Source organism: Rheinheimera soli (assembly GCF_021290985.1).
Lineage (GTDB): Bacteria > Pseudomonadota > Gammaproteobacteria > Enterobacterales > Alteromonadaceae > Pararheinheimera > Pararheinheimera soli.
Window position 1 is genome coordinate 27,634 of sequence record NZ_JAJOYU010000024.1, and the last position, 14,271, is coordinate 41,904.

Sequence of the window (14,271 nt, forward strand, 5' to 3'; positions counted from 1 at the left end):
TTAACCTCTTACAGGAGAGCAAAGGTGAAAGACTTATTAAAGTTTCTGAAACAACAAACTAAAACTGAAGAGTTCGATGTGATTCGTATCGGCCTTTCTTCACCAGACATGATCCGTTCATGGTCTTTTGGTGAAGTGAAAAAGCCTGAGACGATCAACTACCGTACCTTCAAGCCAGAGCGCGATGGTTTGTTTTGTGCACGGATTTTTGGCCCGGTAAAAGACTATGAGTGTCTGTGTGGTAAATACAAACGCTTAAAGCACCGTGGTGTGATCTGTGAAAAATGTGGTGTTGAAGTCACTCTGACTAAAGTACGTCGTGAGCGTATGGGTCACATTGAACTGGCCAGCCCAACAGCCCACATTTGGTTCCTGAAATCACTGCCAAGCCGTATCGGTTTGCTGTTAGATATGACGTTACGTGATATCGAACGTGTATTGTATTTTGAATCTTATGTTGTGACCGAACCAGGCATGACTTCTTTAGAGCGTCGTCAGATGCTGACTGAAGAAGAATATCTGGACGTGCTGGAAGAGCACGGCGACGAGTTTGAAGCCAAAATGGGTGCAGAAGCAATTCTGGACATTTTACGTGGCATTGAACTTGCGACGGAAATCAAACAAATGCGTGAAGAGTTGCCAACCATCAACTCAGAGACAAAGCGCAAGAAAATCAGCAAACGTCTGAAACTGATGGAAGCATTCCACACTTCTGGTAACAAACCAGAGTGGATGATCATGACAGTACTGCCAGTACTGCCACCAGATCTGCGTCCTTTAGTTCCATTAGATGGTGGCCGTTTTGCTACTTCTGATCTGAACGATTTATACCGCCGTGTGATCAACCGTAACAACCGTCTGAAGCGTCTGTTAGACCTGTCAGCTCCTGATATCATAGTACGTAACGAAAAGCGTATGTTGCAGGAAGCTGTAGATGCGTTGTTAGACAACGGTCGTCGCGGTCGCGCTATCACGGGTTCGAACAAACGTCCTCTGAAATCTTTGGCCGATATGATCAAAGGTAAACAAGGTCGTTTCCGTCAGAACTTGTTAGGTAAGCGTGTTGACTACTCAGGCCGTTCTGTAATCACAGTAGGTCCTACTTTACGTCTGCATCAGTGCGGTTTACCAAAGAAAATGGCTTTAGAGTTATTCAAGCCTTTCATCTACGGTAAGTTAGAAGCCCGCGGTTTAGCCACTACTATTAAAGCGGCTAAAAAAATGGTTGAACGTGAAGAAGGTGCTGTATGGGACGTTCTGGACGATGTGATCCGTGAACACCCGGTGCTGTTAAACCGTGCTCCTACACTTCACCGTTTAGGTATTCAGGCATTCGAACCTGTACTGATCGAAGGTAAGGCTATCCAGTTACACCCATTGGTGTGTGCTGCATACAACGCCGACTTCGACGGTGACCAGATGGCCGTTCACGTGCCTCTGACCATTGAAGCTCAGTTAGAAGCCCGTGCGCTGATGATGTCGACGAACAACGTTCTGTCGCCAGCTAACGGTGAACCAATCATCGTTCCTTCACAGGACGTTGTATTGGGTCTGTATTACATGACGCGTGATGCGGTAAACGCCAAAGGCGAAGGCATGATCTTCAAACATGCCAAGGAAGCTGAAAAAGCATTCCGTGCCGGTGTTGCCAGCTTACACGCCCGTGTCAAAGTACGTATCACTGAAGTAACTATTGCCGAAGACGGCACCCGTTCTTCAGTAACAGCAGTACGCGACACTACAGTAGGCCGTGCCATTCTGTACTCCATCATGCCTGAGGGCTTAGCCTTTGATTCAATCAACCAGGCTATGGGTAAGAAACAGATTTCACGTTTACTGAACGGCTCTTACCGTCGTATTGGTCTGAAAAATACCGTTATTTTAGCGGATCAGATCATGTACACAGGTTTCCATTACGCCATGTTGTCTGGTGTGTCTGTTGGTATTGACGATATGGTCATCCCGGCAGCCAAGGTTGATATCATTTCTGCTGCAGAAGCTGAAGTAGCAGAGATCCAGGACCAGTTCCAACAAGGTTTAGTAACGGCCGGTGAAAAGTACAACAAAGTCATCGACATTTGGTCAACTGCCAACGAAGCCTTATCTAAGGCGATGATGGACAACTTATCGAAAGAGTCTGTTGTGGATCGCGATGGCAACACAGTCACTCAACCGTCATTTAACTCTGTTTATATGATGGCCGACTCTGGCGCACGGGGCTCTCCAGCTCAGATCCGTCAGTTAGCCGGTATGCGTGGTCTGATGGCTAAACCAGATGGTTCAATCATCGAAACGCCAATTACAGCGAACTTCCGTGAAGGTCTGAGCGTACTTCAGTACTTCATCTCTACTCACGGTGCTCGTAAAGGTTTGGCGGATACAGCGTTAAAAACAGCAAACTCCGGTTACCTGACCCGTCGTCTGGTTGACGTTGCACAGGATTTAGTCGTGACTGAATCTGACTGTGGCTCAACAGAAGGCATCATGATGAAGCCACTGATTGAAGGTGGTGACGTCGTAGAAGGTCTGCGTGAGCGCGTATTAGGTCGTGTTGTGATCGGCGACGTGGTAGTTCCTGCAACTGGCGAAGTGCTGGTTGAAGACGGCACCATGTTAGACGAGAAGCTGTGTGATGCGATTGAAAAACACTCGATTGACGAAGTCTATGTTCGTTCTGTAATTACCTGTCAGACCAACTTTGGTGTTTGTGCCAAGTGTTACGGTCGTGATTTGGCCCGTGGCCACATCATCAACGCTGGTGAAGCTGTAGGCGTTATCGCCGCTCAGTCCATCGGTGAGCCAGGTACACAGTTAACGATGCGTACATTCCACATCGGTGGTGCTGCATCACGGTCATCAGCTGAGAACAGCGTACAGGTGAAGAACTCAGGTATCCTGAAGCTACACAATGCGAAGTTCGTACGTAACAGTGACAACAAAATTGTTATCACTTCACGTTCAGCCGAAGTCACAGTGTTCGACGACATGGGTCGTGAGAAAGAGCGTTACAAGCTGCCATACGGTTCTATTTTAGCCACAGACGACAATGCAAAAATCGTTTCTGGCCAAATCGTTGCAAGCTGGGATCCGCACTCTCACCCAATTATCGTAGAACGTGGTGCCAAGGTATCGCACAGCGATATCGATGATACCAACACTGAAGTTCAGCAAGACGACCTGACTGGTTTAACCCGTACTGTGGTGAAAGACCTGTCCAAGGCCAATGCGAAAGAACCTAAGTTAATTTTAGAAATGGACGACGGTGCATTACAGGAAATCCGCTTACCGAGCTTCACCACTATTGAAGTGACTGATGGTTCGAACGTAAAAGCCGGTGCTGTATTAGCTCGTATTCCACAAGAAAGCTCGAAAACACGCGACATCACGGGTGGTCTGCCACGCGTTGCCGACTTGTTCGAAGCCCGTAAGCCAAAAGATCCTGCCATCCTGGCGGAAATCTCAGGTGTTATTAGCTTCGGTAAAGAAACCAAAGGCAAACGTCGTCTGATCATTACACCAGAGCAAGGTGATTCTCATGAAGAGATGATCCCGAAATGGCGTCAGGTGAACGTGTTCGAAGGTGAACGTATCGAGAAAGGTGAAGTGATCTCTGAAGGTCCAGAGTCACCACACGATATTCTGCGCTTACGTGGTATCCACCATGTAGCCAGTTACATCGTGAACGAAGTACAGGATGTATACCGTCTGCAAGGCGTTAAAATTAACGACAAGCACATCGAAACTATTATTCGCCAAATGCTGCGTAAATGTTTAATCATTCACCCAGGCAGCAGCGAGTTCTTAGAAGGTGAAATGGCGGAAGTGTCACGCGTTAATATTGCAAACGCTGAACTGGAAGCCGCAGGTAAGATCCCTGCGAAGTACGAACGGTCGTTGTTAGGTATTACCAAAGCATCACTGTCAACGGACTCTTTCATTTCTGCGGCGTCGTTCCAGGAAACAACGCGCGTATTAACAGAAGCTGCAGTCGGCGGAAAATTCGACGAGCTGCGTGGCCTGAAAGAAAACGTAATTGTCGGCCGTTTGATCCCGGCAGGTACTGGTTTTGCGTATCACCAAAACCGTATCCGTCAGCGTCAACGTGTCGCCAATGGCGAAGTCGCTGAACCGGCGATGAGTGCAGAAAGTGCTGAACAAGCTCTGACTGATGCTCTGAATATGGACTTGTCTGGCAACGACGAATAGGTCGAAGCCGCAGATTGGGATGGTCGCCAGCAAATGACCATCCCTTTTTGTTCCTTGACAGGTCAAAGGTTGACCAGTAGAATTCCGCAGCCCCAAATTTGGGTGCGGAATTTTCACGTTTATAGGTAGTTATTTAACCAGGAGTATTTAATGGCAACAATCAACCAGCTAGTGCGTAAGCCGCGCAGCCAGGTGGTCTCTAAGAGCACCGTGCCGGCGCTCGAAGCTTGCCCACAGAAGCGTGGTGTTTGTACCCGCGTATACACCACCACACCTAAGAAGCCTAACTCTGCATTACGTAAAGTATGCCGTGTTCGTTTAACTAACGGATTCGAAGTTACTTCTTACATCGGCGGTGAAGGCCACAACTTACAGGAACACAGTGTTGTTCTGATCCGTGGCGGCCGGGTAAAAGACCTTCCAGGTGTGCGTTATCACACCGTACGCGGCACTTTAGACTGTGCAGGCGTTAAAGATCGTAAGCAAGGCCGTTCTAAATACGGCGCCAAGCGGCCGAAGAACAAATAACTTAACTCCGTTAAGTAAGGCCAAACTAAGTAACTTTTTTCATTAAAAGTTTTGGAATCCCCTGAAGCAATCGGAGTTTCGAATGCCAAGAAGACGCGTCATAGGTCAACGTAAAATCCTTCCAGATCCTAAGTTCGGAAGTGAATTACTTGCCAAGTTCGTAAACGTCGTAATGATCGACGGTAAAAAATCTACAGCTGAATCAATTGTATACGGCGCATTAGACATCGCTGCGACAAAATCTAAAAAACCAGAGCTGGATCTGTTCGAAGTTGCATTAGACAACATTCGTCCTACTGTTGAAGTTAAATCACGCCGTGTGGGTGGTTCTACTTACCAGGTTCCATGTGAAGTTCGTCAGGTTCGTCGTAACGCTTTAGCTATGCGTTGGTTGGTTGAAGCTGCCCGTAAACGTGGTGAGAAATCAATGGCCCAGCGTTTAGCTGGTGAAATGCTGGATGCCGTTGAGAATAAAGGTTCTGCTGTTAAGAAACGTGAAGACGTTCACCGTATGGCTGAAGCGAACAAAGCTTTCGCGCATTTCCGCTGGTAAGACAGACCTTTTTAAGAGGATTCGATTGTGGCACGTACAACTCCTATTGAGCTTTACCGGAACATTGGTATTTGTGCTCACGTTGACGCGGGTAAAACCACGACAACTGAACGAGTTTTGTTCTATACCGGCTTGTCTCACAAGATCGGTGAAGTTCATGACGGCGCCGCCACGATGGATTGGATGGAACAGGAGCAGGAACGTGGTATCACTATCACGTCCGCTGCTACTACGACCTTTTGGCGTGGTATGCAGGGCCAGTTCCCTCAACATCGTGTAAACATCATCGATACACCGGGGCACGTTGACTTCACTATTGAAGTAGAACGTTCCCTTCGTGTTCTGGATGGTGCTGTTGTTGTACTGTGTGGTTCTTCAGGCGTTCAGCCTCAGACCGAAACAGTATGGCGTCAGGCAAATAAATACGAAGTTCCACGTTTGATCTTTGTTAACAAGATGGACCGCACTGGCGCTAACTTCCTACGTGTTGTGAAGCAAGCCCGTGACCGTCTGAATCACACCATAGTGCCTATTCAGTTACCTATTGGTTCTGAAGAGAACTTCCGTGGCGTGGTTGACTTGTTAAAAATGAAAGCAATCAACTGGAACGAAGCTGACCAGGGTATGACCTTCACGTACGAAGAGATCCCTGCGGAAATGCTTGCTGAGTGTGAAGAGTGGCGTGCAAACATGGTAGAAGCAGCAGCTGAAGCCAATGAAGAGCTAATGGAACGTTATTTGGAAGGCGGTGAGCTGACTGAAGACGAAATCCGTTCGGCCTTGCGTCAACGTACTCTTTCTAACGAAGTGGTTCTTGTGCTTTGTGGTTCTGCATTCAAAAACAAAGGCGTTCAGGCAATGCTTGATGCTGTGATTGAATACTTACCATCACCTACTGAAGTGAAAGCGATCAAAGGTATTAACGAAGATGAGTCAGAAGGCTTACGCCATGCTGATGACGATGCGCCATTTGCGGCACTTGCGTTCAAAATCGCAACTGACCCTTTTGTTGGCACATTGACCTTCTTCCGTTGCTACTCTGGTGTGATTAACTCTGGTGACAGCGTTTATAACCCGGTAAAACACAAGAAAGAGCGTATTGGTCGTATCGTTCAGATGCACGCCAATGACCGTCAGGAAATCAAAGAAGTTCGTGCTGGTGATATTGCTGCCGGTATAGGTTTTAAAGATGTGACTACAGGTGACACTTTATGTGACCCTGACCACATCATTACGCTGGAACGTATGGAATTCCCGGAGCCGGTAATTTCTGTTGCAGTGGAACCAAAAACCAAAGCTGACCAGGAACGTATGGGTGTCGCTCTGAGCAAACTTGCTGCAGAAGATCCATCTTTCCGTGTTCACACCGACGAAGAAACCAGCCAGACTATTATTTCTGGTATGGGTGAGCTGCACTTGGAAATCATCGTGGATCGTATGAAACGCGAATTCAAAGTGGAAGCTAACGTTGGTAAACCTCAGGTCGCTTATCGCGAAACTATTCGCGCCAGCACTGAAGTTGAAGGTAAATTTGTTCGTCAATCTGGTGGTCGCGGTCAATTTGGTCATTGCTGGCTGAAAATCGAACCTCAGGAAGAAGGCAAAGGCTATGAGTTCGTTAACGCTGTCGTGGGTGGTGTGATTCCAAAGGAATACATTCCTGCTATCGACAAAGGCATTATCGAACAAATGAAAAACGGTATCCTTGCTGGTTACCCTGTCATTGACGTGAAAGTTACCGTATTCGATGGTTCGTACCACGATGTGGACTCAAACGAAATGGCGTTCAAAGTTGCCGCCTCTATGGGCTTCAGAAAAGGCGCACTGCAAGCTAAGCCAGTGATCCTTGAACCCGTCATGAAAGTTGAAGTGGTAACACCGGAAGACTTCATGGGTGACATCGTTGGTGACTTAAACCGTCGTCGCGGTATCATCAACGGTATGGAAGATGCTCCTGGTGGTATCAAGATCGTTGACGCTCAGGTTCCTTTGTCCGAAATGTTTGGTTATGCAACCAGCATGCGTTCATTGACCCAGGGCCGTGCTTCCTATTCAATGGAACCATTGAAGTACATGGAAGCACCAAACAACGTGACTGAAGCAATTATTGCAGCTCGTAGTAGTACTGGTAGTAACGATTAATCACTTAATTTGGTCCACTTTAAGTTGGATCTATTTAACAGAAGGTAATTAAAATGGCTAAGGCTAAATTCGAACGTAATAAACCGCACGTTAACGTAGGCACCATCGGTCACGTTGACCACGGTAAAACTACTTTAACTGCTGCTATCACTAACGTACTTGCTAAGCACTACGGTGGTCAGGCATTCGCTTTCGATCAAATCGACAAAGCGCCAGAAGAGAAAGCTCGTGGTATCACGATCAACACGTCTCACGTTGAATACGATACACCAACTCGTCACTACGCCCACGTAGACTGCCCAGGTCACGCTGACTATGTTAAAAACATGATCACTGGTGCTGCTCAGATGGACGGCGCAATCCTGGTAGTAGCTGCAACTGACGGCCCAATGCCACAGACGCGTGAGCACATCCTGTTATCTCGTCAGGTAGGTGTACCTTTCATCGTTGTATTCATGAACAAATGTGACATGGTAGATGATGAAGAGCTGTTAGAGCTGGTGGAGATGGAAGTTCGTGAACTTCTGTCAGACTACGATTTCCCAGGTGATGACCTGCCGGTAATCCGTGGTTCAGCTTTAAAAGGTCTGGAAGGCGATGCAACGTGGGAACCAAAAATCCTTGAGCTGGCAGCAGCTTTAGATTCTTACATCCCAGAGCCAGTACGTGCGATTGATAAGCCATTCATCATGCCAATCGAAGACGTATTCTCAATTGCTGGTCGTGGTACTGTAGTAACAGGCCGTGTAGAGCAAGGTATCGTTAAAGTAGGCGAGTCAGTAGAAATCGTTGGTCTGAAAGACACAGTGACGACTACTTGTACTGGTGTAGAAATGTTCCGTAAACTGTTAGACGAAGGTCGTGCAGGCGAGAACATCGGCGCACTGTTACGTGGTACTAAACGTGAAGACGTAGAACGTGGTCAAGTATTAGCAAAACCAGGTTCAATCAAGCCACACACCAAGTTCGAAGGTGAAGTGTACGTATTATCGAAAGAAGAAGGTGGTCGTCATACTCCATTCTTCAAAGGTTACCGTCCACAGTTCTACTTCCGTACTACAGACGTAACTGGTTCAGTAGAACTGCCAGAAGGCGTAGAGATGGTAATGCCAGGCGACAACCTGAAGTTTGTTGTAGAGCTTATCAACCCAATCGCGATGGACGAAGGTTTACGCTTCGCCATCCGTGAAGGTGGCCGCACAGTAGGTGCTGGTGTAGTATCTAAAGTACTGGCGTAATAGTCAGAACTTTTAAAAAAGGCCCTTCGGGGCCTTTTTTTATATTCATTTTTCCTACATTTTGCCTGAAATCCGTATAGCGCTGCTGCTGTCATACCTTTAGTACAAAGAAGATCCGGATCTCTGCCAGTAATTCAAACGTTTGTTTGAATTTGCCTGATGAACATGCTAGAACTAACTCATCCGACCATTAGGGTTTTTCAAGGAGAGTTATTGTGAGTCACTACCAGGCCCCGCTGGCCGACATGTCCTTTCAACTATTTGATGTCTGGCAAGTTCAACAGTTTTGGCAACAACAAACTGAGTTAGCTGAACTGATTGATGCCGATACTGCTGCTGCCATTTTAGAAGAAGCTGCAAAAATTACTGCCGAAAAAATCGCACCTTTAGCCGCAGCTGCAGACGAGCAAGGTGTGTCTTGTGTTTCTGGTGAAGTAACAACTCCATCTCATTATAAAGAGTGCTATCAGTTGCTGTGTGAAGGCGGCTGGACTGGTTTGTCCGGCGATCCTGAATACGGTGGCATGGGGATGCCTAAAAGCTTGTCTGGTTTATATGACGAGATGATGTGCAGCGCCGATATAGCCTTCTCTCTATACCCGGGCCTAACATCAGGTGCTTGTGTAGCTTTATTGCAACATGCTGATGAGGCAACCAAAGCTTTGTATCTGCCGAAGTTATACAGCGGCGAATGGTCTGGCACTATGTGCCTGACAGAATCTCATGCTGGTTCTGACTTAGGAATTATGCGCAGTAAAGCCGAACCTACGGGCGATGGCATTTATCGTATCAGTGGCGAAAAAATCTTTATTACAGCAGGTGAGCACGACCTGACAGATAACATCATCCATCTGGTACTGGCTAAGTTACCGGATGCTCCTGCTGGTAGCCGCGGTATTTCTCTGTTCTTAGTCCCTAAGTTTAAAGTCGATGCCAGTGGCAACTTGGGCGAGCGTAACAGTCTGATTTGTAGTTCAGTTGAACACAAGATGGGCATTCATGGTTCAGCCACTTGTGTGATGAACTTTGATGGTGCCGAAGGCTACCTGATAGGCGAGCCACATAAAGGTCTGGCTTGTATGTTCACTATGATGAACTACGAACGTCTTGCTATGGGCAGTCAGGGCTTAGGTGCTGCAGAGCGCGCTTACCAGAATGCACTGGCTTATGCCAATGACCGTTTACAAGGTAGAACAGTAACTAAAGATGGCAATAAAGCCGATCCTATCATTGGTCACCCTGATGTCAAACGTATGCTGCTGAATATCAGTAGTATTAATGAAGCGGGCAGGGCCTTTAGTGTTTATGTCGGGCATCTATTGGATCAGGCCAAGTTTGGTAAGGATGCTAAAGCGCAAGCCCGAGCGAATTTACTGACTCCTGTTACTAAAGCTTTTATGACGGACAGAGGACTGGATGCTTGTGTTACAGCCCAACAGGTATTTGGTGGTCATGGTTATATCCGCGAATGGGGTATGGAGCAGTTAGTGCGTGATGTGCGTATTGCGCAAATCTATGAAGGGACCAATGGCATTCAGGCCGCCGACTTTATGTTACGTAAAGTAGCATCGGATCAAGGTACTGTAGTGTTAGATCTGATACGTGAGTTAACCGCAGGATTATCAGGTTCGGCAACAAAACAAATTGCTTCAGCGGCAGAGCGTTTCAAGTCAGCAACCCAATCATTATTAGAGCGGGGAAAAACCCAACCTGAATTATTGTCTTGGGTAGCCAATGACTATCTGGATTTAACCGGATATCTGCTTTACGCCTTTATGTGGGATAAGATGGAAGCTGCGTTAGATGCCGCAAAACACAGTGAAGATTTTATCCAGTCCAAACAACTTAAAGCTAAGTTTTACTACAGCAGAGTTTTACCTCGTATTGAAAGCCTGTTCAGCCTGATTGAACAGTTCCCTTCAGAGCTATCCTCAGCAGAACCAAAGCTGTTCTGATCGTCTTCTGATCATAAAGTACACCCCTGCTGTTTAATTATTCAGCAGGGGTTGTCTTTCTCAATCAGTTGAGTATAATGCGCGGCCAGCCATAATTTTGGCAGGCGGTTAACCAGCAATTGAATTGGTTAACGACAACAGTGCTCCCGATTGGGGAGCAAACGTTACATTGGTGCAGGGGCATTCTTCCATTTATTGATGGGTCAGAAAGCTTCTGTTTTATTTTGCTCTTTTTGCTCTTTGAGGCTTTGGTTTATGAGTAATCAAAGGATTCGCATCCGTCTGAAAGCGTTCGATCACCGTTTGATCGATCAGTCAACTATGGAAATCGTTGACACAGCTAAGCGTACGGGCGCGCAGGTTCGTGGTCCTATCCCACTTCCGACTCGCCAGGAACGTTTCACTGTATTGATTTCTCCTCACGTGAATAAAGATGCACGTGACCAGTACGAAATCCGTACCCACAAGCGTTTAATCGACATCGTTGAACCAACAGAAAAGACTGTTGATGCTCTGATGCGTTTAGATCTGCCTGCTGGCGTTGACGTTCAAATCAGCCTGGGCTAATCAGACAGGTTTTTAGAGAGGTTTAGGATATGGCTATCGGTCTAATCGGTCGTAAAGTGGGCATGACTCGCATCTTCACTGAAGATGGCGTATCAATCCCAGTAACCGTAATCGAAGCAACACCAAACCGCGTTACTGCCATTAAAACGCAAGACGTTCATGGCTATAGCGCATTGCAAGTGACTGCTGGCACAGTGAAGGCTTCTCGCCTGAACAAACCAGACGCTGGTCAGTTTGCAAAAGCTGGTGTTGAAGCTGGTCGTGGTCTGTGGGAATTCCGCCTGCAAGATAACGAAGGTGCTGACATCACTGTTGGTAGCGAGATTACTGTTGAAGTTTTCGCAGAGACGAAAAAAGTTGATGTCGTCGGTACATCAAAAGGTAAAGGTTTTGCCGGTACTGTAAAGCGCTGGAATTTCCGTACTCAGGATATGACTCACGGTAACTCTTTATCTCACCGTGCACCAGGTTCGATTGGTCAAAACCAATCACCAGGTAAAGTATTCAAAGGTAAAAAAATGGCCGGACACATGGGTGCCGAGCGTGTAACAGTCCAGTCTCTGGAAGTTGTACGTGTAGACGCAGCACGCAACATCCTGTTAGTGAAGGGCGCTGTCCCTGGTGCTATCGGTGGTGATGTGATTGTTAAACCTGCTGTCAAAGGCTAACGTCTGGAGGAGATGAGTGATGGAATTAGCATTAAGAGACGCTAAAGGCGTTCTTGAAGTTTCCGAAGCTACCTTTGGACGTGAGTTCAACGAAGCATTGGTACACCAGGTAGTAGTTGCGTATGCAGCTGGTGCCCGTCAAGGTACACGTGCTCAACTGACACGTTCAGAAGTACGCGGTGGCGGTAAGAAGCCATGGCGCCAGAAGGGTACAGGTCGTGCCCGTGCTGGTACAATCCGTAGCCCAATATGGCGTGGCGGTGGTGTGACGTTTGCGGCTAAGCCACAAGATCACAGCCAAAAAGTAAACAGAAAGATGTATCGTGGCGCGATCATGAGCATTTTGTCTGAATTAGTTCGTCAAGAACGTTTAATCGTAGTTGAAAACTTTGTTGTTGAAACTCCGAAAACGAAAGAACTAACAGCTAAGTTAAAAGCGATGGAACTGAAAGACGTTTTAATCGTGACTGACGAAGTTGACGAAAACCTGTTCTTATCTGCACGCAACCTGTACAAGGTTGACGTACGTGATGTTCACGGTATCGACCCAGTCAGCTTAATCGCCTTCGACAAAGTTGTAATGACTGCTGCTGCAGTTAAACAAATCGAGGAGATGCTAGCATGATCCGTGAAGAACGTTTACTGAAAGTGATTCTGGCTCCGCACGTGTCTGAAAAGAGCACCATTGCGGCAGAAACCAACAACACTATCGTGTTCAAAGTAGCTACTACTGCTACTAAAGCTGACATCAAAGCTGCTGTTCAAAAATTATTTGAAGTAGAAGTTGTTGGTGTTCGCACTGTTAACGTTAAGGGTAAGACTAAGCGCACTGGTATGCGTACAGGTCAACGTAGCGATTGGAAAAAAGCTTACGTTACTCTTAAGGAAGGCAGCGAACTTGATTTTGTTGGCGGCGCTGAGTAATTAGAGGAGTTAGGAAATGGCACTTGTAAAGTGTAAACCTACGTCACCTGGTCGTCGTCACGTCTTAAAAGTCGTGAACCCTGACCTGCACAAAGGCAAGCCTTACGCTCCTTTGTTAGAGAAGAATACTAAAACTGGTGGTCGTAACAACCACGGTCGTATTACTACTCGCCATATCGGTGGTGGTCATAAGCAACACTACCGTCTGGTTGATTTCAAACGTAATAAAGATGGTATCCCTGCTAAAGTTGAGCGCCTGGAATACGATCCAAACCGTACTGCTAACATCGCTTTGGTGTTGTATGCAGACGGCGAGCGTCGTTACATCCTGGCACCAAAAGGCTTAAAAGCGGGTGATACAGTACAGTCAGGCTTAGATTCACCAATTAAATCTGGTAATACTATGCCACTGCGCAACATCCCAGTGGGCCAAATCGTCCACAACGTCGAATTGAAGCCTGGTAAAGGCGGCCAATTAATGCGTTCAGCTGGTGCATTTGCCCAGATCCTGGCGCGTGACGGCGCGTACGTTACTCTGCGTTTACGCAGTGGTGAAATGCGCAAAGTTCTGGCTGACTGCCGTGCAACTATCGGCGAGATCGGCAACGCCGAACACATGCTGCGTCAATACGGTAAAGCCGGTGCGATGCGTTGGCGCGGTGTCCGCCCAACAGTGCGTGGTGTGGTAATGAACCCGGTTGACCACCCTCACGGTGGTGGTGAAGGTAAAACTTCAGGTGGACGTCACCCTGTTACTCCATGGGGCGTTCCGACCAAAGGTTACAAAACCCGTTCGAACAAGCGTACTGACAAGTTCATTGTCCGTCGTCGTGACAAATAATTTAATGTGAGGAATTGCCATGCCACGTTCTCTCAAGAAAGGTCCATTTATCGACCTTCACTTGTTGAAGAAGGTAGAGAAAGCGTTGGAAAGCGGTGAAAAGAAACCAATTAAGACTTGGAGCCGTCGTTCAATGATCATTCCACAAATGATCGGTTTGACCATCGCTGTCCATAATGGTCGTCAGCATGTACCAGTACTTGTCTCAGAAGAGATGGTCGGTCACAAGTTAGGTGAGTTCTCACCTACTCGTACTTACCGTGGTCACGCAGCCGACAAAAAGGCCAAGAAGCGCTAAGGGGTAAATAATGGAAGCATTAGCTAAACACAAATTTGCCCGTTCTTCTGCACAGAAAGCTCGTTTGGTCGCTGACCAAATCCGTGGTCTGTCAGTTGATAAGGCGTTGAATGTTTTAACTTACAGCCCTAAAAAAGCGGCTGACTTAGTTAAAAAGGTTCTTTTATCAGCCATTGCGAACGCAGAACACAACGAAGGTGCCGATATCGACACTTTAAAAGTGAAAACTGTGTTTGTTGACGAAGGTCCGTCAATGAAGCGGATTAAGCCACGTGCCAAAGGCCGTGCTGACCGTATCGTCAAGCGTACCAGCCACATTACTGTGGTTGTAGCTGATAACTAGGAGTGAGA

13 protein-coding genes are annotated in these 14,271 nt (G+C 47.1%); all 13 read left to right on the forward strand.

Annotated features, from left to right (window positions below; all coding sequences use genetic code 11):
- Positions 1-24: 24 nt before the first annotated feature.
- Positions 25-4,206, forward strand: coding sequence for a DNA-directed RNA polymerase subunit beta' (rpoC, locus tag LSG37_RS15450; RefSeq protein ID WP_233080739.1), 4,182 nt, complete (start codon positions 25-27; stop codon positions 4,204-4,206).
- 150 nt (positions 4,207-4,356) lie between these two features.
- Entirely contained in the window at positions 4,357-4,734 is a 378-nt protein-coding gene (gene rpsL / locus LSG37_RS15455) for a 30S ribosomal protein S12 (RefSeq protein ID WP_008899789.1), read from the forward strand.
- An 82-nt stretch (positions 4,735-4,816) separates the two neighbouring features.
- Positions 4,817-5,287: a 30S ribosomal protein S7 gene (gene rpsG / locus LSG37_RS15460; RefSeq protein WP_008899788.1), complete on the forward strand. Its 471-nt coding sequence runs from the start codon at positions 4,817-4,819 to the stop codon at positions 5,285-5,287.
- Positions 5,288-5,314: 27 nt separating this feature from the next.
- Complete coding sequence (gene fusA, locus LSG37_RS15465) at positions 5,315-7,429, forward strand: elongation factor G (RefSeq protein ID WP_233080740.1); 2,115 nt, start codon at positions 5,315-5,317, stop codon at positions 7,427-7,429.
- 53 nt (positions 7,430-7,482) lie between these two features.
- Positions 7,483-8,667, forward strand: a complete 1,185-nt coding sequence (gene tuf / locus LSG37_RS15470; RefSeq protein ID WP_233080737.1) for an elongation factor Tu — start codon at positions 7,483-7,485, stop codon at positions 8,665-8,667.
- A 215-nt stretch (positions 8,668-8,882) separates the two neighbouring features.
- Positions 8,883-10,622, forward strand: a complete 1,740-nt coding sequence (locus LSG37_RS15475; RefSeq protein ID WP_233080741.1) for an acyl-CoA dehydrogenase family protein — start codon at positions 8,883-8,885, stop codon at positions 10,620-10,622.
- 255 nt (positions 10,623-10,877) lie between these two features.
- Positions 10,878-11,189, forward strand: coding sequence for a 30S ribosomal protein S10 (gene rpsJ / locus LSG37_RS15480; RefSeq protein ID WP_008899121.1), 312 nt, complete (start codon positions 10,878-10,880; stop codon positions 11,187-11,189).
- A gap of 29 nt (positions 11,190-11,218) precedes the next feature.
- Complete coding sequence (rplC, locus tag LSG37_RS15485; protein WP_008899120.1) at positions 11,219-11,857, forward strand: 50S ribosomal protein L3; 639 nt, start codon at positions 11,219-11,221, stop codon at positions 11,855-11,857.
- Between the two features lie 19 nt (positions 11,858-11,876).
- Complete coding sequence (gene rplD / locus LSG37_RS15490) at positions 11,877-12,482, forward strand: 50S ribosomal protein L4 (RefSeq protein WP_008899119.1); 606 nt, start codon at positions 11,877-11,879, stop codon at positions 12,480-12,482.
- The gene (gene rplW / locus LSG37_RS15495) at positions 12,479-12,781 is read left to right on the forward strand and encodes a 50S ribosomal protein L23 (protein WP_008899118.1); all 303 of its coding nucleotides are present in this window, start codon (positions 12,479-12,481) and stop codon (positions 12,779-12,781) included. The genes rplD and rplW overlap by 4 nt, the downstream gene beginning before the upstream one ends.
- 16 nt (positions 12,782-12,797) lie before the next feature.
- Positions 12,798-13,622: a 50S ribosomal protein L2 gene (gene rplB, locus LSG37_RS15500; RefSeq protein WP_008899117.1), complete on the forward strand. Its 825-nt coding sequence runs from the start codon at positions 12,798-12,800 to the stop codon at positions 13,620-13,622.
- Positions 13,623-13,641: 19 nt separating this feature from the next.
- Positions 13,642-13,920 (forward strand): 30S ribosomal protein S19, encoded by a 279-nt coding sequence (gene rpsS, locus LSG37_RS15505; protein ID WP_008899116.1) that lies wholly within the window; start codon positions 13,642-13,644, stop codon positions 13,918-13,920.
- A gap of 10 nt (positions 13,921-13,930) precedes the next feature.
- The gene (gene rplV / locus LSG37_RS15510) at positions 13,931-14,263 is read left to right on the forward strand and encodes a 50S ribosomal protein L22 (RefSeq protein ID WP_008899115.1); all 333 of its coding nucleotides are present in this window, start codon (positions 13,931-13,933) and stop codon (positions 14,261-14,263) included.
- The last annotated feature ends 8 nt before the right edge of the window (positions 14,264-14,271 follow it).

Coding starts and splice junctions, on each gene's coding strand:
- rpsL (WP_008899789.1), top strand. CDS start 4,357: ATGGCAACAATCAACCAGCTAGTGCGTAAGCCGCGCAGCCAGGTGGTC.
- rpsG (WP_008899788.1), top strand. CDS start 4,817: ATGCCAAGAAGACGCGTCATAGGTCAACGTAAAATCCTTCCAGATCCT.
- tuf (WP_233080737.1), top strand. CDS start 7,483: ATGGCTAAGGCTAAATTCGAACGTAATAAACCGCACGTTAACGTAGGC.
- rpsJ (WP_008899121.1), top strand. CDS start 10,878: ATGAGTAATCAAAGGATTCGCATCCGTCTGAAAGCGTTCGATCACCGT.
- rplC (WP_008899120.1), top strand. CDS start 11,219: ATGGCTATCGGTCTAATCGGTCGTAAAGTGGGCATGACTCGCATCTTC.
- rplD (WP_008899119.1), top strand. CDS start 11,877: ATGGAATTAGCATTAAGAGACGCTAAAGGCGTTCTTGAAGTTTCCGAA.
- rplW (WP_008899118.1), top strand. CDS start 12,479: ATGATCCGTGAAGAACGTTTACTGAAAGTGATTCTGGCTCCGCACGTG.
- rplB (WP_008899117.1), top strand. CDS start 12,798: ATGGCACTTGTAAAGTGTAAACCTACGTCACCTGGTCGTCGTCACGTC.
- rpsS (WP_008899116.1), top strand. CDS start 13,642: ATGCCACGTTCTCTCAAGAAAGGTCCATTTATCGACCTTCACTTGTTG.
- rplV (WP_008899115.1), top strand. CDS start 13,931: ATGGAAGCATTAGCTAAACACAAATTTGCCCGTTCTTCTGCACAGAAA.